Source organism: Allosphingosinicella vermicomposti (assembly GCF_003012815.1).
GTDB lineage: Bacteria > Pseudomonadota > Alphaproteobacteria > Sphingomonadales > Sphingomonadaceae > Allosphingosinicella > Allosphingosinicella vermicomposti.
The window spans coordinates 237,835-256,657 of record NZ_PXYJ01000003.1; the positions used below are offsets into that span (position 1 = coordinate 237,835).

Genomic DNA, 18,823 nt, shown 5'->3' on the forward strand with positions numbered 1-18,823 from the left:
GCGGCATGCATGGATGAAGGAGCCTCAGCCGACGATCGCCGCATTGCATCTTTTCTCCCAGATCGTCGGCAAGGTCGCGGTCGCCCTCATGCCAGGGGTCAACCATGGCTGGCAGGTTACCTATCGCATCAACCCCGCGACCTTCGCACGCAGACGATCCATGGCCCGAACGGACCGTTCGAACTGGAATTCGATCTTGGCCGCCAAGGCGCTGGCCGGGCGAATTTGCCGCGGTTACACAGGTCGGGATCGGGCGCGGATGCTGGCGTCGAGCGCGTCATTCCGCTTTCGGCGTCAGGCCGAACCAGAAATCGAGAATTTCATCCTTGTCTATCACCTCGTTATTGCGAGGAGCGGCGACGGCCGGACTAGGCGCTGGATTGCCACGCTTCGCTCGCAATGACGATCAGGCTGCCGTTCCGCCGACGGTGAGGCCTTCGATCAGCAGGGTCGGCTGGCCGACCCCTGCGGGGACCGACTGGCCGCCCTTGCCGCAGACGCCAATGCCCTCGTCGAGCGCCATGTCGTTGCCGATCGCCGCGACCTTGGTGAGGACGGTGGGCCCATCGCCGATCAGGGTCGCGCCCTTGATCGGAGCGCCGATCCTGCCGTTCTCGATTCTGTAGGCTTCGGTGCAGGAGAAGACGAACTTGCCGCTGGTGATGTCCACCTCGCCGCCGCCGAAGCTTTTGGCGTAAATGCCGTTCTTCGCGCGGGAGAGGATTTCGCCGGGGTCGTCTTTGCCGCCGAGCATGAAGGTGTTGGTCATGCGCGGCATCGGGGCATAAGCGAAATTCTCGCGGCGGCCATTGCCGGTCGGCGCGACGCCCATCAGGCGGGCATTGAGGCGATCATGGATATAGCCCTTGAGGATGCCGTCCTCGATCAGCGTATTGCACTGGGTGGGCGTGCCTTCATCGTCGATGGTGAGGGAGCCGCGCCGCGCGCCGATCGAGCCGTCGTCGACCACGGTGACGCCGGGCGCCGCCACCCGCTCGCCGATGCGGCCGGAGAAAGCCGAGGTGCCCTTGCGGTTGAAATCGCCCTCAAGGCCGTGGCCGATCGCTTCGTGTAGCAGGACGCCCGGCCAGCCCGGGCCAAGCACCACCGTCATTTCGCCTGCGGGCGCGGCGATGGAATCGAGGTTCACCAGCGCCTGGGCGAGCGCGATGTCGATGGCCTTGTTCCAGGTTTCGGGCTCGAACAGGCTGTCATAGAGGTAGCGGCCGCCCATGCCATGATAGCCGCTTTCCCGCCGCCCATTCTGTTCGACGATGATCTGGACGTTGAGGCGGACGAGCGGGCGCACGTCGTGCGCGACGAAGCCGTCGGGGCGCACGATTTCAATGACGCTCCACGATCCGGCGAGGCTGACCGACACTTGCTTGACGCGCGCATCGCGGGCGCGGGCGGCGGCATCGACTTCCTGGCAGAGCGCGACTTTCTTCGCGAAGGGGACGAGGCCTAAGGGATCGGCCTCGGTGTAGAGGCTGCTATTGGTGCGGCGCGGCGGGGCGGGGCGCTGACCCTTGGCGGGATCGAGCACCGCCATGGTTTCCGCCGCGCGAGTGATGGCGTGCCGCGAGAGTTCGTTGGCGTGCGCGAAAGCGGTGGTTTCGCCCGATACGCCGCGAAGGCCAAAGCCCGCCTGCGTATTGAAATCCGCCGTCTTCAGCCGCCCATCGTCGAAGCCGAAGCTCTCCGACGCGATATATTGAAGGTATAGCTCGCCATCGTCGCAGGCGCGGAGCGCGTCGGCGGTGAGGCGCAACGCCACATCGGGATCGAGATCGTTGCGGTAGAGGAAGCGGCGGGGGTCGGCGGTGCTGATCATTCCGCCGATATAGGATGTTTCCCCAATCCTGCTAACCCGTCATTGCGAGGAGCGCAGCGACGCGGCAATCCAGCGGCGCCGATGGATTGCTTCGCTACGCTCGCAATGACGATCAGGCGGTGGTGCTGGTATCCGCCGCGCCGCCCTTCAGGATGAAGCGCTTGTCGCAATAGCCGCAGTCGACGAAGCCCTTTTCGTCTATCTGCAGATAGACGCGCGGGTGTCCGAGCGCGGGCGAAATGTCGGTCGCGCCGTCGCAGGCGACGCGGGGCGAGTCGACGAAGACGGTTTCGGGCGTGAACGGATCGGTGGCCATGGATGGCGCCATTAGCAGGGGTGCTTTTGACACACAATGTCATGCTGAACTTGTTTCAGCATCCATTTGGCGGGCAGAAAGACTGTCCTCGACATGGACCCTGAAACAAGTTCAGGGTGACGGAGAGTAAATTGAGACGCTAAAGGCCTGCCATGTCCGACGCCGCCATCTCGATCCGCGATCTTCAGAAAACCTATAAGGGCGGGAAGCGCGCTCTCGACGGGGTGACGCTCGACGTGCCGCGCGGGCAAATTTTCGGGCTTCTCGGGCCGAACGGCGCGGGCAAGTCGACGCTGATCAACATCCTCGCTGGTCTTGTGAACAAGAGCGTGGGCGAGGTGTCGATCTGGGGCTTCGACATCGACAAGCATCCGCGCAATGCCAAGGCGTCGATCGGCATCGTGCCGCAGGAAATCCTCTTCGACCCCTTCTTCACGCCAATCGAAACTCTGGAATTGCAGGCTGGCCTCTACGGCGTGCCGAAAGCCGCGCGGCGATCGATGGAATTGCTGAAGGCTGTCCATTTGGAGGACAAGGCGAACGCTTATTCCCGCACGCTTTCCGGCGGGATGAAGCGCCGCCTGCTCGTCGCTAAGGCGATGGTGCACGCGCCGCCCATTCTCGTTCTCGACGAGCCTACGGCGGGCGTCGATATCGAGCTTCGCCAGCAGCTTTGGGATTATGTGCGCACGCTTCACGCGCAGGGTGTGACCGTGGTGCTCACCACCCATTATCTTGAGGAAGCGGAGGAGCTCTGCGACCGGATCGCGATCATCAATCATGGCCGCCTGATCGCCAATGAGCCGACCCGCGCGCTTGTCGGCATGGCACAGGAAAAGGTGGTGGAAGTCACGGTCGACAAGGATGTCGCCGAGGCGCCCGATGCACCATGTTTCGACAAGATCGAACTGAAGGGCGAGCGCACCCTGGCCATCACCTACCGCAAGGACCGGGTGAATGCGGGCGAGGTACTTGCTGCACTTCAGCAACGCGGTCTCGGCATTGTCGATGTGTCGACCAAGGAAGCGGATCTGGAGGATGTGTTCCTGAACCTCACCCGGGCCGCCAATGCGAATGCGTGAGACTCCCATTTGTGCTCCTGCGAAAGCAGGAGCCCAGCGGCCCAGTTCCGCGAAACTGGGCTCCTGCTTTCGCAGGAGCACTGGATTGCTAACCTCCAATGGCTGAGCAGACCTTCGACGTCCTCGTCATCGGCTCGGGCGCGGCGGGGCTTTCGGCGGCGCTGAACCTGGCCCCGAACCTGAAGGTCGGCGTGCTTGCGAAGGGCGAGATTTCGGCGGGTTCGACCGCCTGGGCGCAGGGCGGGATCGCGGCGGTGCTGGAGCCGGGCGATACGTTCGAAAGCCATGTCGAAGATACAATGATCGCGGGCGCGGGGCTCAACGACCGCAAGGCGGTCGAGTTCGTCGTCGGCAACGCCCCTGCCGCGATCGAGCGGCTGGCGGCATTGGGTGTACCCTTCAATCCGGGCGAGAGCGACCGCTGGCACCTGACGCGCGAGGGCGGGCACAGTCATCGCCGTATCGTCCATGTGAACGATGCAACTGGATGGGCGGTGCAGCAGGCGCTGGAAAAGGCTGCGGCCGATCATCCCAACATCACGCTCATTCCCGATGTCGCCGCGATCGACCTCATCACTGCGCGTCACACAGTGAAGGACGGCGCGGACGGCCATGTCTGGGGTGTCTATGGGCTGGACCGGAAAACGGAGCGCGTGTGCACCTATGCGGCGCGGGCGACGGTGCTGGCGACCGGGGGGGCGAGCCGGGCCTGGCTCTATTCGACCAACCCCAAAGGCTCGACGGGCGACGGCATCGCCATGGCCTGGCGTGCGGGCTGCCGGGTGTCGAACATGGAATTCAACCAATTCCATCCAACCTGCCTCTACCATCATGACGTCAAGAATTTCCTGATTACCGAGGCGATGCGCGGTGAGGGCGGGCAGCTCAAAATCCCCGGGACCAACCACCTTTTCATGCCGGATTTCGATCCCCGCGCCGAACTCGCGCCGCGTGACGTGGTGGCGCGCGCGATCGATCATGAGCTGAAGCGCTTGGGCCTCGATTATGTCCATCTCGACATCAGCCACCGCGATCCGGGATTCGTGAAGGGGCATTTCCCGACCATATATGCGCGGCTGCTGGAACTCGGTATCGACATCACGAAGGAACCGATCCCGGTCGTGCCCGCGGCCCATTATACGTGCGGCGGCGTGGTGGTGGACCTGGATGGGCGGACCGACCTCACCGGCCTCTATGCCGCAGGCGAAGTGACGCAATCGGGGCTGCATGGCGCCAATCGCCTGGCGTCCAATTCGGTGCTGGAATGTCTCGTCTTCGGCACGGCGGCGGCGGCGCATATCAATCGCAACTGGAGCGATCTTCCGCCACCGCCAGCCATCCGCCCATGGGACGAAAGCCGCGTCACCGATTCCGATGAAGAAGTGGTCGTCCATCACAATTGGAAGGAAATCCGGCGCTTCATGTGGGATTATGTCGGCATCGTCCGCACCACGAAACGGCTGGAGCGCGCCGCCCACCGCGTCGCATTGCTGCGCCAGGAAACGGCGGATTATTACGGCCATTTCCGCGTGACGAGCGATCTCATCGAGCTTCGCAATCTGGTCGAAGTGGCAGGCCTCATCGTCCGCTGCGCGCTCGCCCGCAAGGAAAGCCGGGGGCTCCACTACACGCTCGATTATCCGGATATGCTGCCCGAGGCGCTCGATACGGTGCTGACGCCTTTTTCCACGAAATAAGTTCCCCAGCGAAGGCCGGGGTCCAGCAGCTCGATCTGCGCCGCTGGGCTCCGGCCTTCGCCGGAGCACATTGAAGCGCGCTCACCAGTTTGCGCCGCCCCTGCATTGCGCTAAGCAGGCCGAATGGCTTCCCCGCATCTCTATCTGGTCGACGGTTCCAGCTACATCTTCCGTGCCTTTCACCGCCTGCCGCCGCTCACCAACCGGCACGGGCTGAATGTCGGCGCGGTCTATGGTTATACGACCATGCTGTGGAAGCTCGCCGAGAGCCTCCACAAGGCGGACGGGCCGACACACCTCGCCGTCATTTTCGATGCTTCGTCCAAGACGTTCCGCAACGACATGTACGATCAGTATAAGGCGCACCGCCCGCCGCCGCCGCCCGAACTGGTCCCGCAATTCCCGCTGATCCGCGACGCGACGCGCGCCTTCTCGCTCCCTTGCATCGAGGAAGTGGGGCTGGAAGCGGACGATATCATCGCTTGCTATTCCAAGGCGGCTTTGAGGGAGGGCTGGAGCGTCACCATCGTCAGTTCCGACAAGGATCTGATGCAATTGATCGAGCCCGGCCTCGACATGCTCGACACAATGAACGATCGGCGGATCGGGCCGGATTATGTGATCGAGAAATTCGGCGTGCCGCCTGAGCAATTGGGCGAAGTGCTGGCGCTGATGGGCGACAGCGTCGACAATGTGCCGGGCGTTCCGGGGGTTGGACCGAAGACGGCTTCGCAGCTGATCCAGGATTACGGCACGGTCGAAAACGTCCTCGCCAATGTCGAGGCGATCAAGAAGCCGAAGCTCAAACAGAATTTGATCGAGCATGCGGACGCCGCGCGCCTGTCCCGCGAACTGGTGCGTCTCGTTTGCGATTCTCCGTTGCCGGAGCCGCTGGAAGACCTGGCCATGAAGGGCATTCCGGATGCGCCGCTGCGTGAATTCCTGGAATATCACGGCTTCAAGTCGCTGCTCGCCAAATTGGACGGCGGGAGCAGCAACCGGGCGACGTCCAATGATTCCACTTCGCCCACCGCCATGCCGAAGCAGGCGGAAGTGCGTCCGGAGCCCGTGATCGACCGCTCGACCTACGAAGCAGTTACTGACGAGGCCGCACTCGACCGCTGGATCGCAGCGGCCTTTGCTGAAGGGAAGGTCGCGCTCGATACCGAAACCGATAGCCGTGATTGCGTCAGCGCCACTCTGGTCGGCATCAGCCTTGCGACGGAATGTGGCAAGGCCTGCTATATCCCGCTCGAGCATGGCGGCCACGATCTGCTGAACGATCGGCCGCATCAGCTTCCCGCCGCGCTCGTTCTCCAAAAGCTGAAGCCGCTGCTCGAAGATCCGGCGACGCTCAAGATCGGTCATAATTTCAAATTCGACTGGGTGGTGCTCGACCGGCGTGGCATCAAGGTCGCGCCCTTGGACGACACGCTCGTCATGAGCTTCAACCTCGATGCGGGCGGGCTCAACAGTCATGCGATGGACGATCTGGCGAAGAAGCATCTCGATCATCAGTGCCTGACCTATAAGGAACTGTGCGGCACGGGCAAAAGCCAGATCGGCTTTCACGAAGTGCCGATCGATCGCGCGACGGAATATGCGGCGGAGGATGCTGACGTCACCCTTCGCCTGTGGACCCGCTTCCACGCGCGTCTGGCGCCGGAGCAGGTGACGCGTGTCTACCAGATGGTGGACCGTCCCCTCGTCGCCGTTGTCGCCCGCATGGAGCGCGAAGGGGTGAAGGTGGACCGCGAGGGGCTCCAGGCACTCTCCACCGAATTCGCCGCGCAGATCGCGGCGCTGGAGGACCGCATCTGCGCCGAAGCCGGGTGCAAGTTCACCATCGGCAGTCCCAAACAATTGGGCGAGATCTTGTTCGACAAGATGCAGTTGCAGGGCGGGCGCAAGGGCAAGTCCGGCACCTGGTCGACCGACGTCAATGAGCTGGAACGCCTTGCCAAGGACGGCGTGCCGATCGCCAATATGATTCTCGAATGGCGGCAGCTTTCGAAGCTGAAGGCCACCTATACCGACGCGCTCGTCCAGCAGATCAATCCGGACACGGGTCGCGTCCATACGAGCTATAGCCTGTCCGGCGCGCAGACCGGGCGTCTGTCCTCGACCGACCCGAACCTTCAGAATATTCCGATCCGCACCGAAGTCGGCCGCCGGATCCGGGACATGTTCATCGCGGAAGCGGGCCACGTCATCCTCGCCGCCGACTATAGCCAGATCGAGTTGCGCCTCGCCGCACATATGGCCGACGTACCGGAGTTGAAGCGGGCGTTCGCGGAAGGGGCGGACATTCACAACATCACCGCGCAGGAATTGTTCGGCGAAGTGAATCGCGACACCCGCGCCAGCGCCAAGACGATCAACTTTGCGATCCTCTACGGCATCTCGCGCTGGGGCCTCGCCGGACGGCTGGGCATCACGGCCGAAGAAGCGCAGGCGATGATCGACCGCTATTTCGAGCGTTTCCCGGGCATTTCCAATTATATCGCGGACACGCTCAACAAGGTGCGCGAGCTTGGCTACACGACCACTTTGTTCGGCCGGAAGACGCACTTTCCGAGCATCAAAAGCAAGACGCAGCACGAGCGCCAGGGCGCCGAACGCGCGGCGATCAATGCGCCGATCCAGGGGACCAGCGCCGACATCATCAAGCGCGCCATGGCCCGCATGTGCCCGGCGCTGGAAGCGGAAGGGCTAGGCAAGGTCCGCATGCTGATGCAGGTTCATGACGAACTGGTCTTCGAAGTGCCGGAGGGGGATGTGGAAAAAGCGAGCAGCGTGATCCGCAGTGTCATGGAAGGCGCCGCAGGGCCGGCGGTCACGCTCTCCGTGCCCCTGGGCGTCGAAATCGGAACCGGCCCCAATTGGGGCGCCGCGCATTGACGGCCGCACGTCCGGTGGAAGCTGATGAAGATATTGCCGCCCTCGCCCGCGGGGGACGGACGAACTTCTTCGGCTTTCTGCTGCGGTTGGCCGCGCGCCTGCCCTTCCTGTTCATCGCGGGCCGGATTTACGGGCCCGAGATGCTCGGCCGTTTCGCCTATGCGATTTTGATCGTCGAATTTGCCGCCCAGCTTGCGACATTGGGGCTGAAGCGTGGCCTCGCGCAGCAGCTTAGTAGCACGGACAAGCCGCATGTGTGCGTGGTCGCCGACGCCCTACTCGTTGCGTTCATCGCATCGGGTATCGCCACGCTCGTTCTGGCGATTTTCCCTCAGGCGATGTTCCCGAATAGCGCGATCCACGGCTTTGAATGGCTGTTGCCGCTGATCGTCTTCGCCATTGCAGGGTCGGACGTGTCGCTCGCGGCGCTCGCCTATCGGCACAATGTGAAAGCGACGGTTACGGCGCGCGCGATCGTCGAGCCTTGGACGATCAGTATCGCGGCCTTCGTCCTTTCCTATCTGTCGAGCCGCGATGGCCTGATCATCGCTTACGTGCTGTCGATGGTGGCTGCCCTCCTCGCCTCGCTCTGGCCGCTCTACAAGAGCTACGGCCTGCCGCGCGGGTGGCGGCCCAATCCCGGCGTCCTCTGGAATCTCGCCCGGCGCAACACGCCGCTCGCAGGCGCCGATGCCATCGAATGGGCCTCGCGCCGCATCGACATTGCGATCCTCGGCCTGTTCTTCTCGCCGGCGATTGTCGGCATTTACTATGTCGCGCAGCAAGTCGCGTCGTTGCCGCAGAAGCTCAAAACCAGCTTCGATCCCATCCTCGGCCCCGTCATTACGGAGAAGCTTGCCGAAGGCGACAAGGCCGCCGTCGCGCGGCAGGTGCGGCAAGTGGGCTTCTGGATCATCGCAGCGCAGACCGGCATCGCCCTTGCCCTCGCCATACCGGGGCAAGCGGTGATGGGGCTGGTCGGACCAGGCTTTATCGGCGGCACCGGGGCGCTTGCTTTCCTGCTATTTGCCGAAGCGATTGCCGCCACGGCCGTGGTTTCCGAAGCCGCGCTCGTCTATATCGCCCGGCACCGAAACCTGATGATTTCGGTCGCGATGCTGTCGGTCCAGGCGGGCCTGTCGGTGGCGCTCATCCTGCTCCTGCGTGAGGTTCGGCCTTATTTCCCGGCCTATATGAAGGACGGCGTGGGCAACGCGATCCCGGATTCGGAATCGACCTTCATCGCGGCCGGCGTTGCGATTGCGTTGATGGCGGCAGTCGGCCTCTCATCGATCCTCAAGTCCCGCCTGCTTGGGCGTTTGCTGGGCACGTCCGTCCAGGCTTGGCGATGGGCGCTGGTCTGGGCCGCACTTGCGGCGGCGATCGTGGGTCAGGCCGTGGTGCGCATTCCCGAATGGGGCGAGCTCATTCTGGGCATTCCCCTCATCCTCCTGACCTTCGGCGTGATCGTGTGGAGGTGGGGCTTTACGCATGAAGACCGGGTACTATTCCGGATGAAGAAGCCCAAGGAGCCGACCCTCCCGCCACCGGGCTTTTCTTCCCCACGTTAGCCCTGAGCTTGTCGAAGGGCGTGGGCACCGCGGCGTTCACACGGGCTTCGACAGGCTCAGCCCTAGCGGGGTTGGCAGAGCTGGGCGGTCAGTGGCGGAAGTGACGCATTCCGGTGAAGACCATGGCGAGGCCCGCCTTGTTCGCCGCCGCGATCACTTCATCGTCGCGGATCGAGCCGCCCGGCTGGATCACCGCCGTCGCGCCCGCTTCGACTGCCGCCATCAGGCCGTCGGCAAAGGGGAAGAAGGCGTCCGACGCCACTGCCGATCCGTGCGTGCGCGGCTCGGCCCAGCCCGCTTTCTCTGCCGCATCCTTCGCCTTCCAGGCGGCGATGCGCGCGGATTCGAGGCGGTTCATCTGACCCGCGCCGATGCCCGCCGTCGCGCCGCCCTTGGCATAAACGATGGCGTTCGACTTCACATGCTTCGCCACCGTCCAGGCGAAGAGGCAATCGGCCAATTCCTGTTCCGACGGCACGCGTTCGGTGACGACCTTCAGATCGTCGCTAGTGATCATGCCGTTATCGCGCGACTGGATGAGGAAGCCACCCGCGATTGACTTCATCACCCGTCCGCGCCGTGCGGGATCGGGCAGGTCGCCAGTGAGGAGCAGCCGCAAATTCTTCTTGCGGGCAAAGACGGCGCGCGCCGCCTCATCCGCATCGGGGGCGACGACGACTTCGGTGAAGATGCCTGAAATCGCCTCGGCGGTGGGTCCATCGAGCGGGCGATTGACCGCGATGATGCCGCCGAAAGCCGACACCGTGTCGCAGGCGAAGGCGGCTTGATAGGCATCGATCAGCGTGTTGGCGGAGGCGACACCGCAAGGGTTGGCGTGCTTAACGATCACCACGGTGGGTGGGCCATCGCGAAACTCGCTGACCAGTTCGAGGGCCGCGTCGGCATCGTTGTAATTGTTGTAGGAGAGCTCCTTGCCCTGCAGCTGCCGGGCCTGGGCGATGCCGTTCACTCCGCCGTCCGCTTGCGTATAAAGCGCCGCGATCTGGTGCGGATTTTCGCCGTAGCGAAGCTCGGACTGCTTCACCATCGGGACGGCGACGCGGTCGGGGAAACGTTCGCCCTGATCGACATGGGCGAACCATCCGGCGATGGCGGAATCGTAAGCGGAGGTGGCGGCATATGCCTTGGCGGCGAGACGCTTGCGGAAGGCGAGCGAGGTCGCGCCGCCATTGCCCTCCAGCTCGCCGATCAATTCGGCATAATCGGACGGATCGGTGACGATCGCGACATGGGCGTGGTTCTTCGCGGCCGAGCGGACCATGGACGGGCCGCCAATGTCGATATTCTCGATAATCTCGTCCCGCTCCGCGCCCTTCGCGACGGTCTGCGCAAAGGGGTAGAGATTGACGACGACTAGGTCGATGGTGCCGATCCCGTGCTCTTCCATCGCGGTGACATGTTCGGGATTGTCGCGGACAGCGAGGAGGCCGCCATGGACTTTCGGGTGGAGCGTCTTCACCCGGCCGTCCATCATTTCCGGAAAGCCGGTGAGGTCCGAAATGTCGCGAACATCGAGACCCGCATCCCGCAATGCTTTTGCGGTGCCGCCGGTGGAGACGAGGTCGACGCCTTGTGCGGCCAGCACCCGGCCAAGCTCGACGAGCCCCGTCTTGTCCGAAACCGAAAGAAGGGCGCGCCTGACCTTGACCTGATCCATGTGTGTCCTCGTGTGTGGGCGGCCTTTAGCCGCGCAGGTTTCTGATATTCTCTGCGTATCTGTCTGGCCCGCCCTTGAAGGTGGCGGTGCCCGCGACGAGCGCATCGGCGCCCGCGTCGACGATGCGGCGGCAATTGCCCTGATCGACGCCGCCGTCGACTTCCAGGTCGATGGGCCTGCCGATCTTGTCGATCTGCTTGCGGATCGCCTCGACCTTGCGGAGCTGGCTTTCGATGAAGCTCTGCCCGCCAAAACCCGGATTGACGCTCATGACGAGGATGAGATCGACCTCTTCCAGCACATAATCGAGCATCTTGGCGGGCGTGGCGGGATTGAGCGAGACGCCGGCCTTCTTGCCCAAAGCCTTGATTGCCTGGATCGTGCGGTGGAGGTGCGGCCCAGCCTCGGGATGGACGGTGATGATGTCGGCGCCCGCTTCCGCAAAGGCTTCCAGAAACGAGTCCACGGGCGAAATCATCAGGTGGACGTCGAAAGGTTTGGTCGTGTGTGGGCGGAGGGCCTTCACGACGGCGGGGCCAATGGTGAGGTTCGGCACGAAATGGCCGTCCATCACATCGATATGGATCCAGTCCGCGCCCGCGGCATCAATCGCCCGGACCTCTTCCCCCAATTTCGAAAAATCGGCGGAAAGGATGGAGGGCGAGATGCGGACCGGTTGCTGCATGGCTGGCCTTTACCGGGCGGGGACGCCGGGGGCAACCGGCGGGCTTGTTATGCGGGCAGTGCGGACAAAGCTGTAGAAACTTTACGCCGGAAGTTGATGAAGTTGATGCTCTGGCAATGTTTCATAATCCGGGGATCGAACCCGCGCCGGCCAAAAGCTGCAATGAGAAAGAGCGTCCGAAAGTCGGTCGGTGTCCATCTTAAAGCGTGGCAAGCGGTGTAGGAAAGATTGTAATACCATTCCGGCCCGATTGTGGCCGACCGGCATCCATCACGGCGTGGAAGGACAGGATATGCTGCGCACCGTTCGCGAGGACGATTTGCAGATGTTTTTCGAACATCAATGCGATCCTGTGGCAGTAGAACTTGCCGCCTTTGCACCGCGCGACCGGGACGCATTTGATACGCATTGGGCCAAGATCCTGAGCAATACCGGATCATGGGTGCGGACGGTAGAGATCGGCGGCGCAGTCGCCGGTTATATCTGCGCCTTTCAACAGGGCGGCCGGTGGGAAATCGCCTATTGGATCGGCCGTGATCATTGGGGACAGGGCATCGGCGCCAAGGCGGTGGCCGAATTCCTGACGCTATTTACCACGCGCCCGGTTTTCGCGACGGTCGCGGCACATAATCGGCCCTCGCTTCGCATCTTGGAGAAAGCGGGTTTCCGCTTCGCCGGGCGACGGCGAGAGGAAGATGGGATTGTGGAGATTATAATGAAGCTTGAGGCCGACACTTAACGCCGTTCGACGGGATGCTCGATATGGCTTTCCAGCAGACCCCGAAAGCGTATAACCGTCTGATAAAGCTGGATCGTTCCGGGTCTAATGAAGGAAATGCCGATGCTCTTCGCTGCCATATCCGCTCTGCTTGCCGTTCAGACGCCGCCCCCCGCATCGGATGATATCGTAGTGACCGGCCAACGCCTCACGGCTGACAGTGCCCGGCGTTATGTGACCGAGATAACCCGCCCCGTGGATGGTCAGCTTCCCCGTTTCCGCCAGCCTGTCTGCCCGGCGGTAATCGGACTTCCGGACGAACATGCCGCGGCTTTGGTTGCGCGGGTCCGCAAGGTCGCCAGCCATGTGCGCATTCCCGTTGCCCCGGAAGGATGCGGGGCGAATCTCCGCGTCATCGTGGTGGATGATGCGCCGCAATTCATGTCCGAACTGAAGCGGCAGAAGCCGGAATTCTTTGCCGGCATGCTGAACGCCGATGTCGATCGCCTGATGGCCGATCAAGGTCCGGTCCGCGCCTGGACGGTGACGCAGGTTCAGAATGAAGATGGGCACGTATTTGCCGCCACCAAATCGGGGCAGAGCGTATTCGACAGGGCATCCAAGGACCGGGTGAGCAGCGGCGACGAGCCGGCAGGCAGCGCGTCCAACATGCCTCGCCCGGACGGGGGCAGCGGCACGATGCGTATCCGGTCCGCTTCGATCATCAAGGAAACGACGCTTCAGGCGATGCTCGATTCCTATGTCGTCATCGAAAGCGGCGCCGTTACCGGCAAATCCACCACCCAGTTGGCGGATTATGTAACCATGCGTGCGATCGGCGGCGCGATCCCGCCGGGGAAGGATATGGTCGTCGACACGATCCTCACCCTGTTCGAAGATGCGCGGGAAACGCCGATCAGCCTCCGCGCGTCCGACCTTGCCTACCTTAAATCTCTTTATAGCGGATCGGGCACGATGCGCGGCGCGCAACAGCTGAACCGGATCACCAAGGCCGTCCTGAAAACCTCACCGTCCCAAGGGGAATGATTTACGCCTTTACATAGACGAAAGCGGTACCGCCGGAGGCGAGCGGGGTTTTGATGCGGATGTAAGCATCGACTTCATAAGCGTCCGACGCGGCCAGTTCCTCCGCCGTAATCTGAAAGACGGTTCCTGGCACTTGGTCGGCTGGATCGCCCGTGGCTACGGCGATGTGGTGGACTGCAAGCCCGCTCGTCGCGATGACCACCGGATCGTCGACCGCAACCGCATCGAGACGAAAACCAACCAGGGCGTCGGCCCGCCCCTCCAGAACGCGACCGAAGTTAGCGAGCTGGACGTTCTCCTGCTGAAGCGTGCCGTAGGAGAAGAGAGGGATGGAAGGCATGATATTGCTTTCGGAAGAGTGGTGCCACATACGTAGCACGTTAAATGATGAGGGAGAGGCCGTTGAAATCGATCGCTCTGTTAATCGCAAGCCTTGTTTCAGCACCGGCGGCACAGGCCTTGCCATCTCCCGTGGAAGCGAAGCTCAGCCCATGGATACAGCGGCTGAAGACGGTCGAGGTTATGATCGACGGACATCCCGCGAAAATGCTTTTCGATTCCGGCGGCGCGGTGACATTGGTCACGCCTGCTTTTGCCAAGAAGATCGGCTGCGATCCCTATGGGCGGCTGACCGGGTTCAACATGGCAGGTACGCCGGGTTATCCGAAGAAATGCGGTCAACGCGAGATCAGGATCGGTGCCTACAAGACTCGTATCGACCTTCTCTCCGGCGACAATTTGGGCCCGCCCGGAGCGCCGGAGATTGACGGTATATTATCGCTTGATGCCTTTGCGGACCAAAAGCTGACCATCGATTTGAGCGGGGACCGGATTGTCATCGAAACCGAGGCCTCTCTTCAAAAAAGGGTCGGAAACAGGCCGCCCGTTCCCATCCGCATCATGCGCGCGATGGGCGGTTTGGGCCTCACAACCTTCGCAAAGGTCCAGGGCCCGAAAGGGGATTTGTGGTTTCTGATCGATTCGAACAATCAAGCGCGGACGCGCGTTTCCCCGGGCGCGTTGGAAGAATTCGGCATCGCCGGCAATGTCGTCAGCGAGGCCGTCGCAAATGTCAAGACCATCCCGCTCGACATCAGGATCGAGGGCGTCGAGGAAGGGCCGACGGACGTGGCGCCCAAGGACATCATCTATGATGGCGTACTGAACGAACGTTTTGTCTACTGGCACAACGTGACGCTCGACCTGAAAGAGAAAAGGGCCTGGTACGTCTTCGATCCCAAATCCGAACTGTAGTCGTTCGCTGAGACGCAGCCTCAGCGTCTAGCTTCGGCGCATTCGGACCATGAAAAAGCCGTCGGCGCCACCATGGTCGGCTAGGATGCCGGGAAGGATGCGAAGATACCCCTCGGATGAGGGCGTCATTCCTTCTGCAATTTCTCCCGAGCGAATGGGGAGGATTTGGAAGTCGAGGTGATCGGCGAGGAAAGCTTCGACAACTTGTTCGCCTTCTTCGGGCTCAAGCGAGCAGACCGAATAGACGAGGGTTCCGCCGGGTTCGAGCCACCCTGCGGTGCGGTCGAGCATCGCTTTCTGGCCTTCGGCGAGTGCGGCGATGATGCGGGGGCGGGCGCGGTAGAGGACGTCGGGGTGGCGGCGGAAGATGCCGGTCGCCGAGCAGGGGGCGTCCAGGAGGATGGCATCGACCTTCTCCTTCGGTTCCCATTTCATCACGTCGACGGCGATGGTTTTTGCGTTGAGTTTCGTGCGGGCGAGGTTTTCGGCGAGGCGTTCGAGCCGCTTTTCGGAGGCGTCGACTGCCGTCACGTCATAACCGGCGGCGGCGAGCTGCATCGTCTTCCCGCCCGGAGCGGCGCAAAGATCGAGGGCGGTCTTGCCTTTGCCCTCGCCCAGCAGGCGGGCGGGCATGGAGGCGGAGATGTCCTGCACCCACCAGTCGCCTTCGACATAGCCGGGGAGGCCGGGCACATGGGTGTCCCTCGGCAAGCGGAGGTGACGGGGCATGAGGGAGAGGGGGTGTGCCTCCCCGTGCTCCTGCGGAAGCAGGAGCCCAGTTTCGTCGTTCGGCGCCGCTGGGTTCCTGCTTTCGCAGGAACACTGGAGGCGATCGAGGGCGGCATCGTCCTTGAAGATGAGATCGAGCGGCGGGGGCGTGGCGAGGGCGCGAGAGGCGGCTTCGACGACAAGGCCGCCCCAGGCTTGCTGCCAGCGGTGGCGGACATTGCCGGGGAGGCTCGGCAGTTCGGGAAGCGCGGCGCCCTTCTTCGTCAAGGTACTGAATACGCCGTGGACGAGGCGGCGGGGGCCGCCGTCGACGAGCGGGAGCACGGTCGAGATGGCGGCGTGGTGGGGCGTGTCCATCGCAAGGGCTTGGACAAGTGCGATGCGGAGCGCGGCGCGGGCCTTGCTATCGTCGGGCAGCGGCTTTTTCGTCGCGCTGTCGATGAGCGCGTCGAGATCGGTGAGGCGGCGGAGCGCCTCGGCAACCATAGCGTGGGCGAAAGCGCGATCGTCCGGGCGCTTCAAGTCGCGCGCGGCGGTGTCGAGCGCGGCTTCCAGCGGCAGGCCCTTGCGAAGCACCGCGTCCATAAGGCGCAGGGCCGCGCGGCGCGAGGCCGTGCCTTGAGGCTCCTTCGCGTTCAGCGGTTTTCACCGTGCGGATCGAGCGCGCTCGACTTGCGGCGGCTGGTTGGGACTGCGGTCATGCGCGCCGCTGTGGCGACAGGCGGGGGCGAGGACAAGCCCATTTCGTCCGCAATGGCGTGGAGCGCGGCGATGCGGTTCCCTGTATCCGGGTGCGTCGAGAACAGGCTGTCGCGGGCGCCCGGCACGATATAGAGGGCGGCGGCCGCGGGATTACGGGCGGTAACCGGATTGGGAACGCGGGCGGCGCCCTGGGCGAGCTTTGCCAGCGCGGAGGCGAGGGCGCGGGGGTTGCCGCTGATTTCCGCGCCGCCCCTATCCGCCGAATATTCGCGCGTGCGGCTAATCGCCATCTGCACGATCATCGCGGCGAAGGGCGCGACGATCACCGCGAGGATCATGGCGAGCGCACTGCCGCGATTGTCGCCGCCGCCGCCACGGAAGAATAGGCCGAAATTGGCGAGGAAGGAGATGGCGCCCGCGATGGTCGCGGTCATCGTCATGATCAGCGTGTCGCGATTCTTCACATGGGCAAGCTCGTGCGCCATCACGGCCGCGACTTCTTCGCGGTCGAGGATGGCGAGGAGGCCGGTGGTCGCGGCGACGGCGGCATTGTCCGGATTGCGGCCCGTCGCGAAGGCATTGGGGTGGGGCGAGTCGATCAAATAGACGCGCGGCATCGGGAGGCTGGCGCGGGTGGCGAGGCCGGTCACGATGCCGTGGAATTGGGGGGCGCTACGGGCATCGACCTCGTGCGCGTCGTGCATCTTCAGCACGATTTTGTCGGCATTCCAGAAGGTGAAGAGGTTCATCAACGCCGCGAAGCCGAGCGCCATCAGCGCGCCGCCCGAGCCGCCGAGCGTGTAGCCCAAAGCCATGAACAACGCCGTCAGTGCCGAGAGTAGCAGGACTGTCTTGAAACCGTTCATCTTGTCATAGTGCCTTTCGTCCCCGAAATGTGGGGGCGACGACACGCCTTATCAACGGAAAAAGACCCATGCCCGGCCCGCGCCCACCCCATGTGAAACCGCCCGCTCATCTTTCGGAGAGCCCGCCCGTGCCAGAGCCGGAGAAGGCGGCGGACGCGGAGGAACATGGCGGGCCCAAGGGCGAGGAGCCCACGCGCTATGGCGACTGGGAGAATAAGGGGATTTGCTGGGATTTCTAATTGATCCAAAAGCGGTTGCGTCCGCCGCGTTTTGCTGTATTAAATCCATAATACACGAGGTGGCGCATGACTTCTCTTAAACATCTTGCATTTCTGGCACTGAGCTTCGCTTCATCGACACCGGCCGTTGCCGACAGCGGCATCGAGACGCGTATCGACATGGCCGTCCGGCCGTTTCTCGACCTCCCGATTACCGGCATGTCCGTTGCTGTGTCCCGCGAAGGGGAAATCATTGCGCGCCGGGACTATGGCATTGCCGACATCGCCGCCAATCGGCCGGTCCAGCCGAATACCAGCTTCGAAATCGGTTCGATCACCAAACAATTTACGGCGGCGGTCGTGCTGCGTCTTGCCGAGGCCGGCAAGATCGACATTGATGGCCACATCGATGCCTATTTGCCGGAGCTGAAGGGCGCTGCCGATGGCGTCACCGTCCGCCACCTTCTGTCCCACCTATCCGGCCTTTATGACGGCCCGGTCACCGATGACCTGACAAAGCCGATCGCATCGGAGCAGGTGATTGCCACGCTTCGAGAAAAAGGGCCAGTCAACGCGCCGGGGGAGCGTTTCCGCTACAACAATAATGGATATTACCTTCTCGGATTGCTGATCGAGCGGGTAACGGGCGATGGCTACGGCGACCATTTGAAGCGCGTATTCTTTGAGCCACTGGGAATGGACCATATGGCGATCTGCGCCAGCCCGCGTGGCCCGAATGCCTCAGCGGGATACGATCATCCGGCGCGCGGCCCGGCCACGCCGGTGCCGTTCGCAATCCACCACCCGAGCGTCAACTTTTCCGCCGGAGCCATCTGCGGAACGTCGGCTGACCTGGTGCGCTGGCAAGTCGCGCTGACCGGCGGCCATGTCGTCTCACCGGCAAGCTATAACCAGATGACGACGCCGGCGACGCTCACGAATGGACAAAAAACCCGCTACGGGATGGGCATGGAAATTGGCGAGCGCGATGGCGAGACCGTGCTGTATCACGGCGGCGCGTCGTCCGGCTTCATCACCGAACTTGCCTATCGCCCCGCAGACCGGCTGGGCATCGCGATCCTGACCAATGGCATCTATTCGGGCGATATGGTCGAACAGGTTGAGAGCGCCGTCGCACGCGCCGTCCGGGGCGACGCGCCTCAGACGTACCCCGATCTTCCAACGGACGCCACGACGCGGGCCCGTTTCGCCGGAACCTATTCGCTCGGTCCTGTGACGATGGATGTTTACGAGCAAGGCGCATATCTGCGCGCTCAGCCGCCGGGGCAGGTGGCCGCGCGGCTTCTTTATCAAGGCCAGGGCCGCTTTTTAGTGCAACACGATCCGGAAATGAGCATCCGCTTCCAGCCCGATGCGGCCGGCGTAATGGAGATGATCATAAGCAAGGGCGGCCGCGACATGCCCCCCGGGCGCCGCGTCGGGCCGTAGCGACGAATCGCGTCATCGCCCGGCCCGTTTCAGGGTGTGAGGGGGAGAAACAGGCTGCCGTCATTGGGTAAAAGCC

Annotated in this window: 17 protein-coding genes; 10 read left to right on the forward strand and 7 right to left on the reverse strand. The window is 63.1% G+C overall.

Translation table 11 applies throughout. The annotated features are described in order from the left end of the window. The first annotated feature begins 13 nt into the window (after window positions 1-13). Window positions 14-403, forward strand: a complete 390-nt coding sequence (locus tag C7I56_RS09960) for a DUF5996 family protein (protein WP_106640449.1) — start codon at window positions 14-16, stop codon at window positions 401-403. A gap of 3 nt (window positions 404-406) precedes the next feature. On the opposite strand, the gene tldD is transcribed toward C7I56_RS09960, so the two are convergent. Both tldD and C7I56_RS09970 read right to left on the reverse strand, forming a co-directional pair. After that, window positions 407-1,834, reverse strand: coding sequence for a metalloprotease TldD (gene tldD, locus C7I56_RS09965; protein ID WP_106640450.1), 1,428 nt, complete (start codon window positions 1,832-1,834; stop codon window positions 407-409). Window positions 1,835-1,946: 112 nt separating this feature from the next. Continuing rightward, window positions 1,947-2,150: a zinc-finger domain-containing protein gene (locus C7I56_RS09970; RefSeq protein WP_106640451.1), complete on the reverse strand. Its 204-nt coding sequence runs from the start codon at window positions 2,148-2,150 to the stop codon at window positions 1,947-1,949. Window positions 2,151-2,302: 152 nt separating this feature from the next. On the opposite strand from C7I56_RS09970, the gene C7I56_RS09975 reads away from it, so the two are divergent. The 4 genes from C7I56_RS09975 (at window position 2,303) to C7I56_RS09990 (ending at window position 9,401) form a co-directional block, all read left to right on the forward strand. Then, entirely contained in the window at window positions 2,303-3,232 is a 930-nt protein-coding gene (locus tag C7I56_RS09975; RefSeq protein WP_106640452.1) for an ABC transporter ATP-binding protein, read from the forward strand. Window positions 3,233-3,330: 98 nt separating this feature from the next. Then, the gene (gene nadB / locus C7I56_RS09980) at window positions 3,331-4,929 is read left to right on the forward strand and encodes an L-aspartate oxidase (protein ID WP_106640453.1); all 1,599 of its coding nucleotides are present in this window, start codon (window positions 3,331-3,333) and stop codon (window positions 4,927-4,929) included. Between the two features lie 123 nt (window positions 4,930-5,052). Continuing rightward, window positions 5,053-7,830, forward strand: a complete 2,778-nt coding sequence (gene polA / locus C7I56_RS09985) for a DNA polymerase I (RefSeq protein WP_106640454.1) — start codon at window positions 5,053-5,055, stop codon at window positions 7,828-7,830. Beyond that, complete coding sequence (locus C7I56_RS09990) at window positions 7,827-9,401, forward strand: lipopolysaccharide biosynthesis protein (protein WP_106640701.1); 1,575 nt, start codon at window positions 7,827-7,829, stop codon at window positions 9,399-9,401. Before polA ends, C7I56_RS09990 begins: the two co-directional genes overlap by 4 nt. A gap of 88 nt (window positions 9,402-9,489) precedes the next feature. On the opposite strand, the gene purH is transcribed toward C7I56_RS09990, so the two are convergent. Together purH and rpe are read right to left on the reverse strand one after the other, a co-directional pair. After that, window positions 9,490-11,079: a bifunctional phosphoribosylaminoimidazolecarboxamide formyltransferase/IMP cyclohydrolase gene (gene purH / locus C7I56_RS09995; protein ID WP_106640455.1), complete on the reverse strand. Its 1,590-nt coding sequence runs from the start codon at window positions 11,077-11,079 to the stop codon at window positions 9,490-9,492. Between the two features lie 25 nt (window positions 11,080-11,104). Continuing rightward, window positions 11,105-11,764, reverse strand: a complete 660-nt coding sequence (rpe, locus tag C7I56_RS10000; RefSeq protein ID WP_106640456.1) for a ribulose-phosphate 3-epimerase — start codon at window positions 11,762-11,764, stop codon at window positions 11,105-11,107. Window positions 11,765-12,056: 292 nt separating this feature from the next. Between rpe and C7I56_RS10005 the strand changes: the two genes are divergently transcribed. Further along, window positions 12,057-12,503 (forward strand): GNAT family N-acetyltransferase, encoded by a 447-nt coding sequence (locus C7I56_RS10005; RefSeq protein WP_158703093.1) that lies wholly within the window; start codon window positions 12,057-12,059, stop codon window positions 12,501-12,503. Between the two features lie 102 nt (window positions 12,504-12,605). Beyond that, window positions 12,606-13,529 (forward strand): hypothetical protein, encoded by a 924-nt coding sequence (locus C7I56_RS10010; protein ID WP_158703094.1) that lies wholly within the window; start codon window positions 12,606-12,608, stop codon window positions 13,527-13,529. A gap of 1 nt (window position 13,530) precedes the next feature. On the opposite strand, the gene C7I56_RS10015 is transcribed toward C7I56_RS10010, so the two are convergent. Then, window positions 13,531-13,869, reverse strand: a complete 339-nt coding sequence (locus C7I56_RS10015) for a gamma-glutamylcyclotransferase family protein (protein ID WP_106640702.1) — start codon at window positions 13,867-13,869, stop codon at window positions 13,531-13,533. Window positions 13,870-13,931: 62 nt separating this feature from the next. On the opposite strand from C7I56_RS10015, the gene C7I56_RS10020 reads away from it, so the two are divergent. Further along, complete coding sequence (locus C7I56_RS10020; protein WP_158703095.1) at window positions 13,932-14,783, forward strand: aspartyl protease family protein; 852 nt, start codon at window positions 13,932-13,934, stop codon at window positions 14,781-14,783. Window positions 14,784-14,810: 27 nt separating this feature from the next. On the opposite strand, the gene C7I56_RS10025 is transcribed toward C7I56_RS10020, so the two are convergent. Further along, the gene (locus C7I56_RS10025; RefSeq protein ID WP_106640460.1) at window positions 14,811-16,151 is read right to left on the reverse strand and encodes an RsmB/NOP family class I SAM-dependent RNA methyltransferase; all 1,341 of its coding nucleotides are present in this window, start codon (window positions 16,149-16,151) and stop codon (window positions 14,811-14,813) included. Further along, complete coding sequence (gene htpX / locus C7I56_RS10030; protein ID WP_106640461.1) at window positions 16,148-17,080, reverse strand: zinc metalloprotease HtpX; 933 nt, start codon at window positions 17,078-17,080, stop codon at window positions 16,148-16,150. Before htpX ends, C7I56_RS10025 begins: the two co-directional genes overlap by 4 nt. Window positions 17,081-17,148: 68 nt before the next feature. Between htpX and C7I56_RS10035 the strand changes: the two genes are divergently transcribed. Together C7I56_RS10035 and C7I56_RS10040 are read left to right on the forward strand one after the other, a co-directional pair. Next, a complete protein-coding gene (locus tag C7I56_RS10035) occupies window positions 17,149-17,319 on the forward strand; it encodes a DUF1674 domain-containing protein (RefSeq protein ID WP_106640462.1) in 171 nt (56 codons plus the stop codon). A gap of 66 nt (window positions 17,320-17,385) precedes the next feature. Further along, window positions 17,386-18,747 (forward strand): serine hydrolase domain-containing protein, encoded by a 1,362-nt coding sequence (locus tag C7I56_RS10040; RefSeq protein ID WP_106640463.1) that lies wholly within the window; start codon window positions 17,386-17,388, stop codon window positions 18,745-18,747. Window positions 18,748-18,823 lie beyond the last annotated feature (76 nt).

Coding starts and splice junctions, on each gene's coding strand:
- C7I56_RS10010 (WP_158703094.1), top strand. CDS start 12,606: ATGCTCTTCGCTGCCATATCCGCTCTGCTTGCCGTTCAGACGCCGCCC.
- C7I56_RS10040 (WP_106640463.1), top strand. CDS start 17,386: ATGACTTCTCTTAAACATCTTGCATTTCTGGCACTGAGCTTCGCTTCA.
- polA (WP_106640454.1), top strand. CDS start 5,053: ATGGCTTCCCCGCATCTCTATCTGGTCGACGGTTCCAGCTACATCTTC.
- nadB (WP_106640453.1), top strand. CDS start 3,331: ATGGCTGAGCAGACCTTCGACGTCCTCGTCATCGGCTCGGGCGCGGCG.
- rpe (WP_106640456.1), bottom strand. CDS start 11,764: ATGCAGCAACCGGTCCGCATCTCGCCCTCCATCCTTTCCGCCGATTTT.
- C7I56_RS09960 (WP_106640449.1), top strand. CDS start 14: ATGAAGGAGCCTCAGCCGACGATCGCCGCATTGCATCTTTTCTCCCAG.
- htpX (WP_106640461.1), bottom strand. CDS start 17,080: ATGAACGGTTTCAAGACAGTCCTGCTACTCTCGGCACTGACGGCGTTG.
- tldD (WP_106640450.1), bottom strand. CDS start 1,834: ATGATCAGCACCGCCGACCCCCGCCGCTTCCTCTACCGCAACGATCTC.
- C7I56_RS09975 (WP_106640452.1), top strand. CDS start 2,303: ATGTCCGACGCCGCCATCTCGATCCGCGATCTTCAGAAAACCTATAAG.
- C7I56_RS09970 (WP_106640451.1), bottom strand. CDS start 2,150: ATGGCCACCGATCCGTTCACGCCCGAAACCGTCTTCGTCGACTCGCCC.
- purH (WP_106640455.1), bottom strand. CDS start 11,079: ATGGATCAGGTCAAGGTCAGGCGCGCCCTTCTTTCGGTTTCGGACAAG.
- C7I56_RS10015 (WP_106640702.1), bottom strand. CDS start 13,869: ATGCCTTCCATCCCTCTCTTCTCCTACGGCACGCTTCAGCAGGAGAAC.
- C7I56_RS10005 (WP_158703093.1), top strand. CDS start 12,057: ATGCTGCGCACCGTTCGCGAGGACGATTTGCAGATGTTTTTCGAACAT.
- C7I56_RS10035 (WP_106640462.1), top strand. CDS start 17,149: ATGCCCGGCCCGCGCCCACCCCATGTGAAACCGCCCGCTCATCTTTCG.